Here is a 12748-nt window from a genome sequence, read left to right on the forward strand (position 1 = left end):
ACGGAACGGATGAAGCCCCGGAAAAATTAACTCCGCGCACCGCCCAAACGACCAATGCGCATGCCTCTACAGGCCACTGGAGGGTCAGCGGCGGCGGTAAATCCACCCAGTAATCCTTCGTTTCTTCTTCAATCCTTCCAGCAGCAGGTAATGCTCATGTCTTCCGCCCAATCGCTGACCGACATCCTCGCCCAAGGCTTGCGCAAACTGACCGGTATCGACCGACCAAAACCCAAGGGCTACCGGGTGATCAACGTCGAACTCAAGCAGCGCATTGCCCTCAGCCCCTCCCTGGTGCGCCTGGTATTCAGCGGCGATGACATCGCCCAGGCCCGCACCCTGGCCCCGGACCAGCGCATCAAGCTGCTGTTTCCCGCGGCCGACGGTAGCCCCCCGCAATTGCCGGTGGAGGGCGACTGGCATGCCGTGCGGCGCAAGCTGCCGAGCGAGCAGCAACCACCGATGCGCACCTACACCATCCGAGCGCTGCGCCTGCAACCGGCGGAGCTGGATGTGGACTTCGTGCTGCATGGGATCAATGGGCCGGCTTCGAGCTGGGCCACTTGTGCCCGGCCAGGCGACCGCTTGCAAATGGTGGTGCCGAACAAGGCCTTCAGTGGCGACCCCGGCGGCTATGAATGGATTCCACCGAGCGGCATCCGCAAGGTTTTGCTGATGGGTGACGAAACCGCCCTGCCTGCCATTGCCGGGATTCTCGAAGAACTCAAGCAATACCCGGACTACCCGGATGTGCAGGTGTTCATCGAGGTACCCCACGAACATGACTGCATCGAGCTGGGCTGCCACCCGCTAACCCGGTTGAACTGGCTGCCTCGCGACCTGCTCGACGCCCAGCATGGCGAACCCTTGATCCATGCCGCTCGGGAGCTGGCCGAGCTGCCACCACCCAGCGCTGGAAGACGACCGGTCAAGAATGCCGGGCGCGACGAACAGGAACGTCCTTGGGAAACCGCAGCGCCAGCGGACAACCAGTTCTATGCCTGGGTCGCCGGCGAATCGGCCACGGTGATGAAGATCCGCCGCCATCTGATCAACGAGCGCGGCCAGGAGCGGCGCAACCTGACCCTGATGGGTTATTGGCGCATGGGCACTTCGCTGGGTTGATCCGCGTCGCAGGGCCACGCCCTGCGACGCTTGAACCGCCTGTAGCCCTTAGCGGCTACAGGGACATGGCGACTTGTGGCTGGTGGCGGCGCCGATGCACCTCAAGGTGCCCCTTGATCAGGCTCAGCACCCTGGCCTCATGTTCATGGATGAAGAAATGCCCACCGGCGAGCATGTCCACCGAGAACCCGCCATGGGTCTCCTTGCTCCAGCCGATCAACTGTTCGGTGGTGGCGCGATCGGCCCTGCCGCCCAGCACGTGCACCGGGCAATTGAGCAGCGGGCGTTGCAGTGGACGGAAGCGCCCGCACAACAGGAAGTCGGCCCGCAGGATCGGTAACGTCAGGTTCATCAACTCCCGGTTGGCCAGCACTTCCTCACTGGTGCCGTTGAGGGTGCGCAATTGCTCGATCAGTTGCGCATCGGTCTTGGGTTCGGCAAAACCTCGGTCGTATTCGGTGCGCAAGGTCGGTGCTGCGGTTCCCGAAGCGAACAGCGCCACCGGTTCCGGGCAACCCAGGGCCCGCAGGGCATGGGCCAGTTCACAGGCCAGCAAGGCCCCCAGGCTGTGGCCGAACAAGGCATAGGGCGCACGCAAAGTGTCCCGGATTTCCAGGGCCAATTGCCCGGCCAGCTCACGCATGTCGGTGTGAAAGGGTTCGGCGAAGCGGGCGCCACGCCCGGGTAGCTCTACCGGCGACAGGTGCAGCCACTCCGGCAATTTGCGCCGCCAGCGGCTATAGACCATGGCACTGGCTCCGGAATACGGCAGGCACAGCAGGTTCAACTGGGTCACGGTTATCCCTCGACAAATGATCGCTCGGCACGCCCCTGAAAACCGATTGGGCCAGCCCAAACCGGGGGTGATTCACCTCGGTGGCTCGGGACCTTTTTCCAGGGGCTGCACAAGCAAAACGCGATACGCCCGAGACAAATTAGTCCCGATTGCCCTCAACGCAAACGCCGATAGCTTTGCAGCGCCGCGCCCAACACCACCCCTCCACCGGCCAGGGCCAGCCAGAAACCGCTGCGGGCACCGAAGTGATCCACCAGGGCGCCGGAACCCGCCGCCCCCAAGGCCACGCCAATACCCAGGCCGGTGACCAGCCAGGTCAAACCCTCGGTGAGCTTGGCCGGCGGCACGATACGCTCCACCAGGGCCATGGCCACGATCAGGGTCGGGGAGAAGAACAGCCCGGCGACGAACACCGCCAGCGACAGGCCGAGGACGTTGCCGGCCAGCAACAACGGCAAGGTGGTGACGGCCGTGGCGATGCCGCTGTACATGAACAAGCGGGGCAATGGCGTGGACAGTTTCAAGGCCCCGAAGGCGATACCCGCCAGGCACGAACCGGTGGCGTACATCGACAGCACGATGCTCGCCGCCGCCGGTTGCCCCTGTTGCTGGGCAAACGCAACGCTGACCACGTCCACCACGCCGACAATGGTGCCCATGGCCGTCATCAGCAACAGCAACATGCGGATCTGCCCGGAACGGATGATCGACCCCGAATGCTCTTCGTCATGGGGATGGACCGGCGGCTCGGTGGATTTCTGCACCACGAACAGCCCTACCCCCAGCGCCAGCATCAGCAGCGCCACCAGCGGTCCGGCCTCGGGAAACAGGCCGACGCTGAGGCCGACCGAGATCGGCGGGCCGACGATGAAGCACACCTCGTCCAGCACCGACTCCAGGGCGTAGGCGGTCTGCAACTGCGGCTGCCCTCGGTACAGTTCGGTCCAGCGGGCCCGGACCATGGCCGACATGCTGGGCATGCAACCGGCGAGGGCGGCAAAGAGGAACAAGGTCCAGTGCGGGGCCTGCAAGCGGGTGCACAGCAACAGCGCCAGCAAGGCGCCGCCACCCAGCCCGGCCGCCACAGGCAAAACCCGGCCCTGGCCGAAGCGGTCCACCAGGCGCGAGACCTGGGGCGCACAGAATGCCGTGGCCAGGGCGAAGGTGGCCGCCACCGAACCGGCCAGGGCGTAGCCGCCGTGCAACTGCGCCAGCATGGTGATCAGGCCGATGCCGGTCATGGAGATCGGCATGCGCGCGATCATCCCGGCCAGCACGAACGCCCGGCTGCCGGGGGCCTTGAACAACTCGCGGTAGGGGTTTGCCATGTACAACGACTCCTTATGGGTCCTCAGGGCGGCTTTGCAGTAGCTACACATACGCCGCGTATGTTAAAAAGCATGAAAACATACGCCGCGTATGTCAATCCATCATGTGTTGGAGAATTGTTTTCATGAGCAGCCGCCCGCGCGCCGAAATGATCGAGGCCACCCGCGCCAAGCTGATTGCCAGCGCCCGCCTGGCCTTTGCCCGCCTGGGCTACGCCAAGACTTCCATGGACGACCTGACCGCTGAAGCCGGGTTGACCCGAGGTGCCTTGTATCACCACTTCGGTGACAAGCAAGGCCTGCTGGCCGCGGTAGTGGAGCAGATCGACAGCGAGATGGACGCCCGCCTGGACCGGGTCAGCGACCAGGCCGGCGATCCCTGGGAGGGTTTTACCCGGCGTTGCCGGGCCTACCTGGAGATGGCCCAGGAGCCGGAAATCCGGCGCATCGTCCTGCAGGACGCCCGGGCCGTCCTGGGCGAACGCCTGCCGGCCCAGGAACACTGCATCGACTCCCTGGGCCGGCGCCTGCAAGCCCTGGCCGAGGCCGGGATCATCAGCCCCGCGCCGAGCCAGGCCCTGGCCCGCCTGGTCAATGGCAGCCTGGTGGATACCGCGCTGTGGATCGCCGCCGACACAGCGCCCGGACAACGCCTGGAACAAGCGCTGCAGGGCCTGGAACTGCTGTTGCGGGGATTACGCACCAAGCCCTGAGTGAACTCCCGGGGCGCTGCGCAGGTCAGCTCAACAGAAGCCGGGCGTCCTCGCCTGGCCTGACCTTCGCCCCGCTCATCGCCTGTGGCATGGGCCTGAACCCGGAGTCTTGCGGCCATGGCTGAGCAGCATCCTGCGACCCAGCGTCCCATCGACGCCCACGGCATCATCGGCGACATGCGCAGCGCCGCCCTGGTGGACGACCAGGGCAGCATCGACTTCTTCTGCTGGCCGGAATTCGACAGCCCGACGATCTTCTGCGCCCTGCTGGACAGCCCCAGCGCCGGGATCTTCCAGCTGGCGCCGGCGCTGGCCAATGCCCGCCGCCAGCAGATCTACCTGCCCGACAGCAACGTCCTGCAGACCCGCTGGCTGGGCAACGAGGCGGTGGTGGAAGTCACCGACCTGCTGGCCATCGATGAAGACGTCGAGCTGTTGCCGCTGCTGATCCGCCGGGTCCGGGTGGTCAGCGGCCGGGCCAGGCTGCACCTGCACTGCGCGCCACGGCTGGATTACGCCAGGGCCAGCACCCAGGCGCGGATGGACGGCGCCGCGGTGTGCTTCCAGGCCCCCGGCCAGCCCGGCCTGCGCCTGGTGGGCGACCGGCCACTGCAGTTGGAACAGGACGCGGCCGTGGCCGAATTCGAGCTGGAACAAGGCCAGAGCGCCGAGTTCATCCTCGGCGGCAGTGACGATCCGCGGGTGCAATGCGGCGCCGGCGACCTGCACCTGAGCCGCACCCTGAGGTTCTGGCGCGACTGGATCGGGCGCTCCAACTACCGCGGGCGGTGGCGCGAGATGGTCAATCGCTCGGCCCTGGCGCTCAAGCTGCTGACCTCCAGGCGCCACGGCGCGATTCTCGCCGCGGCGACCTTCGGCCTGCCGGAAAGCCCGGGCGGGATACGCAACTGGGACTACCGCTACACCTGGGTCCGCGATGCTTCGTTCACCGTCTACGCCTTCATGCGCCTGGGCTACGTCGAGGAAGCCAACGCCTACATGCGCTGGCTGCGCGGGCGGGTCAGCGACTGCCATGGCAAGCCGACGAAACTCAACGTGCTGTATGGCATCGACGGGCGCCAGGAACTGCCGGAAATGGAGCTTGCGCACCTGTCCGGCCACGGCGGCGCACAGCCGGTGCGCATCGGCAACCAGGCCTACGAACAAGTGCAGCTGGACATCTTCGGCGAGCTGCTGGATGCGGTGTACCTGGTGAACAAGTACGGCGAAGGAATCTCCCACGAGGGCTGGAAACACACGGTGCAGGTGGTGGACCGGGTGTGCGCCGGCTGGCAGCACAAGGACGTGGGAATCTGGGAGATGCGCGGCGAGCAGCATCATTTCCTGCATTCGCGGCTGATGTGCTGGGTGGCGGTGGACCGGGCCATCCGCCTGGCCTCCAAGCGCTCGCTGCCGGCGCCCTTCGCCCGCTGGGACCAGGCCCGCCAGGCCATCTACGACGACATCTGGAGCCAGTTCTGGAACGAAGAGCGCGGGCACTTCGTCCAGCGCATCGGCAGCACCGCCCTGGACGGTTCGATGCTGTTGATGCCGCTGGTACGCTTCGTCGGTGCCCGTGATCCACGCTGGCTCTCCACCCTGGAGGCCATCGAGAACAGCCTGGTGCGCGACGGCATGGTCTATCGCTACCGCAACGACGACAGCCGGATCGACGGCCTGGACGGTACCGAGGGCGCGTTCGCCGCCTGCTCGTTCTGGTACGTCGAATGCCTGGCCCGGGCCGGGCGCCTGGAGCAGGCGCACCTGGAGTTCGAGCAATTGCTGCGTTATGCCAACCCCCTGGGCCTGTACGCCGAGGAGTTCGACCCCCACGGCCGTCACTTGGGCAATACGCCCCAGGCCCTGACCCACCTGGCGCTGATCAGCGCGGCCTGTTTCCTCGACCGGCGCTTGAGCGGCGACAAGGAGGTCTGGCAACCTTGAGCGCCGCCTGTGAGCACAGGCGCCCTCCTCCCCCGGCCCAATGGATGTGCCCATGCCCGACTCACCGATCATCGCCGTGATGATCCACGCCGCCGACTGGCGCGCCGCCACTGACTGGTACGCCCAGGCGTTTCCCCAGGCCCGCCGGGTGCGGCATGAGCCCGATGATTTCGGGCACCTGCAACTGGGCGAGCTGGCCCTGGAAATCGTCCCCAGCGACGCCAAGGTCGGCCAGGGCCCGGCGGGCAGCGTGGTGTACTGGCGCGTCGCCGACCTATCCGGTGAACTGCAGCGCCTGGAGGCCCTGGGCGGTCGCTTGTATCGCGGCCCCATGGCCATCGAAGGTGGCGAGTGGATCTGCCAGGTGCAGGACCCCTGGGGCAACTGCATCGGCCTGCGCCAGCCGGCGCCCTTGGCCTGAGGTGAAAAATGGCGCTCCTCCTTCAAGCAGCGTGTCCACAGCACCGACCTGCAAGTGAAGCCGGTGCGGCGAGCGACACCGCGCTAGAATCCGCCCCTCGACTTTCCCCTGGAGCCCCCTCATGAGCCTGGAGTTGCACCTTGAAGCCGACAAACGCCTGACCACGGCGCTGCTCGGCCGTCTGCTGGAGGGTCTTGCGGGAGCCGAAATGGCCCCAGCGTCCGGAGGCCTGCAGGCGACCTTCCCATCAGGGCTGAGCCTTGACAACGAGGATTCGAACCTGGAGCCCGAAATCCGCGCCGAAGACCGCAAAGGCTGCGACTTCGCCGTCGGCCTGCGCTGCTACTTGCGCATCAAGGGCCCCGAACCCGAGGGCCACAGCGCCCTGGATGACCTGCGACGACTGCTGGACAGCATTGCCCAGAACAGCGAGGCGCTGTTCATCCTCTCGTTCCAGTACGAATCCACGCTCTACTGGCGCGACGCCGACGGTCTGCATGAAGCCTGAGCCACGAAACCACCACGAGTGACACCACCCCGATGAAAACACTGGTCGCCCTGTTTGCCCTGCTGTTCAGCAACGTCGCCCTGTGCGCCTCGTTCAGCGACTCCCCCGAAGCTCTGGTGCGCCAGTTCATTGCCGACTATCAGCAGTGGAGCGACAACGCCAGCGCACGCCAGCCGGTGGACGCGCCCCTGCAATCGCTCGACCTGGCGCAGCAGGAGTACGCCCGGTTGCTGGCCAAGTTCTGCCTGCCGGGCTTCCAGGGCCAGCCGATTGCCTTCACCTCCCCGGCCAGCCACGGCACGGGCTATGAGCAAGTTCTCTCGAGCAGCCGTACCGGTGATCGCGCGCTGGTGAAAACCCGGGCGATCACGCCCGGTACGGGGTTTGCCGCCGATTATCACTACCAGCTGATCTTCCGTGACCAGCGCTGGTACCTCAGCGAAGTGTTCTACGTGGACGATGAGGGCCAGTACGAATCGCTGTAGATCACCTGCAAGCCATTTTTGCGCTAGGGTGTTGCGAGCCACCGAACTCCGGAGTCGCCATGCCCAGCCCAGCCGCCCTGCATCACGCCACCACTGCCAGCCTGCATATCGCCTACGAGGAACACGGCCCGCGTGGTGGCGAGCCGGTGATCCTGCTGCACGGTTTTCCCTACGATCCACGGGCCTACGACGAGATCGCCCCGCCCCTGGCCGAGCGCGGCTATCGAGTGATCGTGCCGTACCTGCGCGGCTATGGGCCGACGCGCTTCACCCACCCGGGGATCATGCGTTCCGGGCAACAGGCGGCACTGGCCCAGGACCTGCTGGAGCTGATGGATGCCCTGCAACTGCCCACGGCCACCCTGGCCGGCTACGACTGGGGCGGACGCGCGGCGTGCATCGTCGCGGCCCTCTGGCCGCACCGGGTGCGCGGCCTGATGAGCGCCGACGGCTACAACATCCAGAACATCGCCAAGGCCTGTGAGCCCCGGGCTCCGGAAACCGAGCTGCAGCTCTGGTACCAGTATTACTTCAATACCCAGCGCGGGGTGGACGGCCTGCGCGCCAACCGCCAGGAGTTCTGCAAGCTGCTGTGGCGCCTGTGGTCGCCGACCTGGCAACAAGGGCCCGGGCTCTATGGGTTGAGCGCGCCGTCCTTGGACAATCCGGATTTCGTCGAGGTGGTGATCCACTCCTATCGCCATCGCTTCGGCTACGCCCCGGGCGATCCGGCGCTGGAACCCATCGAGCAGGCGCTGCTGGCCCAGCCGCCGATCCAGGTACCGACCATCGCCCTGTGCGGCGCCGACGATGGCGTCGGTGCGCCGCTGGTGCCGGACCCCGACGGCCCGCAGTTCACCCGCGGTTATGAACGGCGGATCTTGCCCGGGGTCGGCCACAACGTGCCCCAGGAGGCGCCGCAAGCCACCCTCGAGGCCCTGTTGGAACTGCTGCAAGACGCTTGAAGAGCGCGACTGGCGCACGCCATGGCGGGGGAAAAATCGGTACACTGCGCGACCTCGATCCCCCCACAGGACATGGAATGTTATCCGCCGCCTCTTCTTCACGCCCTGGCCTGCGCCGGGGCCTGGTGCTCTGGCTGTACGCCGCCGGCGCCGGCCACTTGCTCGCCGGCCTGCTGCTGACCTGGGCCGGCCACCAGGCGCTGTTCAACGACTACCTGGCCACTATCGAACAAGCCTTCTGGGGCGCCGCCGCCCCGGCGCCGGCCCGGGCCCAGCAGGTCTGGTGGCTGGGCCTGTTCGGCGCCACCCTGCAAAGCTACGCCCTGTACCTGCTGGCCCTGGTGTACCTGGGCGATCGCCTGCGCGCGCCGGCGGCCTGGGCCTGGCTGATGGCCGGGATCGTCCTCTGGGCGCCCCAGGACATGTGGCTGTCCTGGCAGGTGGGCATGTCGTCCCATCTGTGGATCGACAGCTTCGCCCTGCTGGTGCTGCTGCCACCTTTGGCCTGGCTGTACCGCCACGACCGCCTTACCTCTCGCTCTCTTTCGTAAAAGGACTTCATCATCGTGGCTGACTTGCCGTTCCTGCAGTGGGCCGTCGCCCTGCTGCTCGCCCAAGGGGTGCTGGGCGCCCTGGACACCCTCTACCACCACGAACTCACCGTGGCCCTGCCGCAACGCCACAGCGCACGCAAGGAACTGAGCATCCATGCCCTGCGCTCGTGCTTCTACGGCGTGCTGTTCATGGGCATCGCCCACCTGGCGTTCCAGGGCATCTGGGCCTTGGTGATCGCCCTGCTGTTCGCCCTGGAGATCGGCCTGACCCTGTGGGACTTCGTGGTCGAGGACCGCAGCCGCAAGCTGCCGGCCATCGAGCGCATCATGCACACGGTGCTGGCGATCAACGCCGGTGCCTTCTTCGCCTTGTACGGCCTGCAACTGCTGGAATGGTCGCGCTTGCCCAGCGCCCTGGCCCCTATCGACCTGGGCTGGCAGGGCTGGGCCCTGAGCCTGTTCGCCGTGGGCGTGAGCGCCTCGGGGATTCGCGATGGCCTGGCGGCCCTGCGCCTGCAACGCCAGGGGCAGGCGATCAATCCGTTCACCGGCGGCGCAGGCAAGCGGGTGCTGGTCACCGGCGGCACCGGCTTCATCGGCGAAGCGCTGGTCAACCAGTTGCTCGACGCCGGCCATACGGTCAGCGTGCTGGCCCGGGACCCCTTGCGCGCCGCCTACCTGTTCGACGGTCGCGCCCGCTGCCTGCGCTCTTTGGACAAGCTGGGCCATGGCGAAGCGTTCGACGTGATCATCAACCTGGCCGGCGCCCCGGTGGCCGGGCCGCGCTGGTCGGCCAAGCGCCAGGCACAACTGCTGGCCAGCCGGGTCGGCACCACCGAAGGCCTGCTCAATTGGCTGCAACACGCCCAGCACAAGCCGGCCCTGTGGATCCAGGCCTCGGCCATCGGCTTCTACGGGGTGCGCGATGCCAGCCAGGAACTGGATGAAGACGCCGAGCGCGGCGAAGGCTTCATGGCGGATTTGTGCGCCCGCTGGGAGTCCTCGGCCGAGCCCGCCAAACGCTTCGGCGTACGCCAGGTGGTGCTGCGCCTGGGTATCGTGTTCGGCCCCGGCGGCGCCCTCAAGCCGCTGCTGATGCCCTTCTACTTCGGTTTTGGCGGACGCATGGGTGATGGCCGGCAGATCATGAGCTGGGTGCACCGCGACGATGTGCTGCAAGTGATGGCCCGCGCCATGCGCGACGAATCCCTGGAGGGCACCTACAACCTGGTGGCCCCGGATGCCGTGAGCCAGGGGCAGTTCGCCGAGAGCGTCGGCCAGTTGCTCAAGCGCCCGGTATGGCTGCATGTACCCTCAGCGCCGGTGCGGGCTCTGGCCGGGGAAATGGCCCAGCTGTTCTTCGATGGCCAGAAGGTGGTGCCGGCGCGGCTGTTGCAGGCCGGCTACCGCTTCCGCTACCCGACCCTGGACAGCGCCCTGCGCGATCTGGCCTGAACCGAGGAGCCTCGATGAGCAAGCCCCTGTTGTACTTGCTGGCGGGCAACGGCAGCGCCAGCGACTGGTGGGACGATGCCGTACCGCACTTTCGCCGTTATCGAGTGCAAACCCTGGAACTGCCGGGGTTCGGCGACAACCCACAACCACCGTGCGACGACCTGGGGCAGTACGCCGAGGCCCTGCTGGCGCTGACCGCCCCGGGCAACGCCATCGTCGCCGTGGGCATCAGCGCCCTGGTGGTGCTGCATGCCTTGCAGCGCCGTCCCGGGCACTTCTCCCGCAGCGTGCTGCTGTCGCCGGTGGGGGCCTTCCTCTGGCAGCGGCGCCTGCCGGCGTTGATGTCGCCACTGCCGGTGCGGCTGTTGATCCACCGCTTGCTCGGCCAGCGTCCGGCCTGGTTCGCCCACAAGTTCTCGCGCCAGCGCTGGAGCCCCCAGCAGTACCGGCGCATGGGCGCAGGTTATGCCCGCTGCCGGGCCTTCGTGCCGCTGTGGGAGCAATTGCGGGCCGACACCGCGCTGCCACTGCTGGAATGGATCGAAGACCCGGTGGAGCTGGTCTGGGGTGATCAGGACCAACTGCTCGGCAGCGCCCAGGCCGCAGCCTGGAGCGCGATCCTGGCCCGCGCCGACCTGCGGGTCAGCCTGCGCCCGGGCTGGGGCCACTACCCGTGGATCGATGCGCCGGCCGAGTTCGTCGCCTGGATCGAGGCGCCCAACGATGGCTTCGTCGCCCACACCAAGGGCGGGCGCCTGCATCTTGCACAATGGGCCGGCCAGCCGGTGCCGGCCGCCCTGAGCCTGGACAGCGCCGAGGATCCGCGCCTGCCATCGCTGCTGGCCAGCCAGCCCGATGCCCTGTGGGCCGTGCGTTCCTCCAGCTATGGCGAAGACCAGGCCGACTCGGCCAACGCCGGGCTCAGCACCACCTACCTGCGGGTGGCCGCCAGCGAAGTGGCGCAACGCATCAGCGAACTGCGCCGGAGCGGGGTCGAGGAAGTGGTGGTGCAGCGTTTCGTCCAGCCGGTGCTGTCGGGGATCGCCTTCGTGCGCCACCTGGCGGTGGAACTGGAATGGGTCGAGGGCCACCTGGAAAGCCTCGCCGATGGCCAGGCCAGCCCCGAGCGGGCGGTGCTGTCGCGCCTGGGCCAGGCTTGGGAAAGCGGCACCTTCACCACCCGCCACGGCCTGTCTGCCAAGGCCTTGTGGGACTTTCTGCAAGGGGTGCTGAAGGTTTTCCACTACGTCCCCGGCGACATCGAGTGGGCCTGGGATGGCCAGCAACTGTGGCTGCTGCAATACCGCCCGATCAGCGACTACGGCTGGCGCCGGCACCTGACCGCGGCCAACATCGCCGAGATCCTGCCACCACAACCCAGCCGCTTCGTCGAGTACGGCCAGCGCCGGGCAGCGGCCAGCATCCCGGCGATCATGGCCCGCTGGGACAGCCGGGTACTGGAGAACAACGAGCCGTTTACCGCCCTGTTCGGCGGCGCCTCCTACATCAACAACGACCTGTTCCTGGCGCGCCTGGCGGATTGGGGCCTGCCCTCCTCCGGTTATGCCGCCGAAGTCGGTGGCGCGGCCCCGGCCCTGCCCTTGCGGCCCCTGCGCCTGCTGCGTTCGCTACCACGCCTGCTGCGCATGCAATTCATCGCCCGCAGCCACCTGCTGAGCCTGGAACCGGGCCTGCGGCGCTTCGAACGGGAACTGGCGCAACTGCGCGAGGCCGGGGCCTCGGGCCAGGAACTGGCGGACTGGTTCAGCCGCTTCTACGTGTTCGTGGTCCAGGGCAACCTGTGCATCGCCACGGCCCTGGCCAGCAGCGGTGGCGCCCTGCTCGGTCGCCCGCCCACCGCCTACGACAACCTGGAGCACAGCCCCCATCGGTTGCCCTGGGAAACCGATCCCGGCACTGCGCGCCCAGCATGCGCGCCGCTGCCATTGCAGGCGTTCCCAAGCTGGAGCCCGGCCGTCGCCCTGGCCCATCGCCTGGGCCTGCCGGGCATGCGCGGCTACTACCTGCAAGTGCGCGAATGGTACCGGGACAACCTGATGCGCCTCTTCATGGGCCTGCACCATGCACTGCCCGAGGCCGATCGCGACTACTGGTTCGCCCCCCACGAACAGGTGCGCAGTCGCGGTGGCAGCTTCTGGCAGGACGGCCGCGAAGGCAGCGAGCAGGCCAGTGGCTTCATGATCTACCCGGGCCAGGCCCAGGGCATCCTCGGGGTGGACATCCTCCTGGAGGACACCCTCGACCCCGGTCGGCATGCCCACTACCAGCAGGCGCGGGCAGTGATCGCACGCATGGGCGGGCGCCTGTCCCATGGCTCGACCCTGCTGCGGGAACTGCGCAAGCCCTCGGCGGTGCTGCCCCAGGTGGATCCGAGCTGGATGGGCCGCGAAGTGCACTATGTCGACGGTCAACTGAACCTGGTCCAGGACTGAG

General features: G+C 67.3%; 12 protein-coding genes. 10 read left to right on the top strand and 2 right to left on the bottom strand.

Going from position 1 to position 12748, the window contains the following annotated elements:
* The first annotated feature begins 156 nt into the window (after positions 1-156).
* On the top strand, positions 157-1125 hold the full coding sequence (locus C4K39_RS29760) for a siderophore-interacting protein (protein WP_124348152.1): 969 nt from the start codon (positions 157-159) through the stop codon (positions 1123-1125).
* Between the two features lie 55 nt (positions 1126-1180).
* Here C4K39_RS29760 and C4K39_RS29765 read toward each other — a convergent pair whose 3' ends face one another.
* Positions 1181-1921 (bottom strand): thioesterase II family protein, encoded by a 741-nt coding sequence (locus tag C4K39_RS29765; protein ID WP_068582609.1) that lies wholly within the window; start codon positions 1919-1921, stop codon positions 1181-1183.
* A 155-nt stretch (positions 1922-2076) separates the two neighbouring features.
* Positions 2077-3249 (bottom strand): MFS transporter, encoded by a 1173-nt coding sequence (locus C4K39_RS29770; RefSeq protein WP_124348153.1) that lies wholly within the window; start codon positions 3247-3249, stop codon positions 2077-2079.
* Between the two features lie 125 nt (positions 3250-3374).
* Here C4K39_RS29770 and C4K39_RS29775 point away from each other — a divergent pair, with 125 nt between their 5' ends.
* From C4K39_RS29775 to C4K39_RS29815, 9 genes are all read left to right on the top strand, one after another.
* Entirely contained in the window at positions 3375-3962 is a 588-nt protein-coding gene (locus C4K39_RS29775) for a TetR/AcrR family transcriptional regulator (protein WP_124348154.1), read from the top strand.
* A gap of 117 nt (positions 3963-4079) precedes the next feature.
* On the top strand, positions 4080-5906 hold the full coding sequence (locus tag C4K39_RS29780) for a glycoside hydrolase family 15 protein (protein ID WP_124348155.1): 1827 nt from the start codon (positions 4080-4082) through the stop codon (positions 5904-5906).
* Positions 5907-5958: 52 nt separating this feature from the next.
* The gene (locus C4K39_RS29785; protein ID WP_124348156.1) at positions 5959-6327 is read left to right on the top strand and encodes a VOC family protein; all 369 of its coding nucleotides are present in this window, start codon (positions 5959-5961) and stop codon (positions 6325-6327) included.
* 121 nt (positions 6328-6448) lie between these two features.
* A complete protein-coding gene (locus C4K39_RS29790; protein ID WP_068582625.1) occupies positions 6449-6835 on the top strand; it encodes a hypothetical protein in 387 nt (128 codons plus the stop codon).
* A 32-nt stretch (positions 6836-6867) separates the two neighbouring features.
* Positions 6868-7320 carry a hypothetical protein gene (locus tag C4K39_RS29795; protein ID WP_053138859.1) on the top strand — a complete coding sequence of 151 codons (453 nt, stop codon included), beginning with the start codon at positions 6868-6870 and terminating at the stop codon, positions 7318-7320.
* A gap of 59 nt (positions 7321-7379) precedes the next feature.
* On the top strand, positions 7380-8285 hold the full coding sequence (locus tag C4K39_RS29800) for an alpha/beta fold hydrolase (protein WP_124348157.1): 906 nt from the start codon (positions 7380-7382) through the stop codon (positions 8283-8285).
* Positions 8286-8362: 77 nt separating this feature from the next.
* The gene (locus C4K39_RS29805; protein WP_022639847.1) at positions 8363-8836 is read left to right on the top strand and encodes a hypothetical protein; all 474 of its coding nucleotides are present in this window, start codon (positions 8363-8365) and stop codon (positions 8834-8836) included.
* Positions 8837-8851: 15 nt separating this feature from the next.
* Positions 8852-10294, top strand: coding sequence for a TIGR01777 family oxidoreductase (locus C4K39_RS29810; protein WP_124348158.1), 1443 nt, complete (start codon positions 8852-8854; stop codon positions 10292-10294).
* Positions 10295-10308: 14 nt separating this feature from the next.
* The gene (locus C4K39_RS29815; protein WP_124348159.1) at positions 10309-12747 is read left to right on the top strand and encodes a PEP/pyruvate-binding domain-containing protein; all 2439 of its coding nucleotides are present in this window, start codon (positions 10309-10311) and stop codon (positions 12745-12747) included.
* Position 12748 lies beyond the last annotated feature (1 nt).

The sequence above is a fragment of the Pseudomonas sessilinigenes genome (assembly GCF_003850565.1).
Lineage (GTDB): Bacteria > Pseudomonadota > Gammaproteobacteria > Pseudomonadales > Pseudomonadaceae > Aquipseudomonas > Aquipseudomonas sessilinigenes.

Coding starts and splice junctions, on each gene's coding strand:
- C4K39_RS29760 (WP_124348152.1), top strand. CDS start 157: ATGTCTTCCGCCCAATCGCTGACCGACATCCTCGCCCAAGGCTTGCGC.
- C4K39_RS29770 (WP_124348153.1), bottom strand. CDS start 3,249: ATGGCAAACCCCTACCGCGAGTTGTTCAAGGCCCCCGGCAGCCGGGCG.
- C4K39_RS29775 (WP_124348154.1), top strand. CDS start 3,375: ATGAGCAGCCGCCCGCGCGCCGAAATGATCGAGGCCACCCGCGCCAAG.
- C4K39_RS29780 (WP_124348155.1), top strand. CDS start 4,080: ATGGCTGAGCAGCATCCTGCGACCCAGCGTCCCATCGACGCCCACGGC.
- C4K39_RS29785 (WP_124348156.1), top strand. CDS start 5,959: ATGCCCGACTCACCGATCATCGCCGTGATGATCCACGCCGCCGACTGG.
- C4K39_RS29790 (WP_068582625.1), top strand. CDS start 6,449: ATGAGCCTGGAGTTGCACCTTGAAGCCGACAAACGCCTGACCACGGCG.
- C4K39_RS29795 (WP_053138859.1), top strand. CDS start 6,868: ATGAAAACACTGGTCGCCCTGTTTGCCCTGCTGTTCAGCAACGTCGCC.
- C4K39_RS29800 (WP_124348157.1), top strand. CDS start 7,380: ATGCCCAGCCCAGCCGCCCTGCATCACGCCACCACTGCCAGCCTGCAT.
- C4K39_RS29805 (WP_022639847.1), top strand. CDS start 8,363: ATGTTATCCGCCGCCTCTTCTTCACGCCCTGGCCTGCGCCGGGGCCTG.
- C4K39_RS29815 (WP_124348159.1), top strand. CDS start 10,309: ATGAGCAAGCCCCTGTTGTACTTGCTGGCGGGCAACGGCAGCGCCAGC.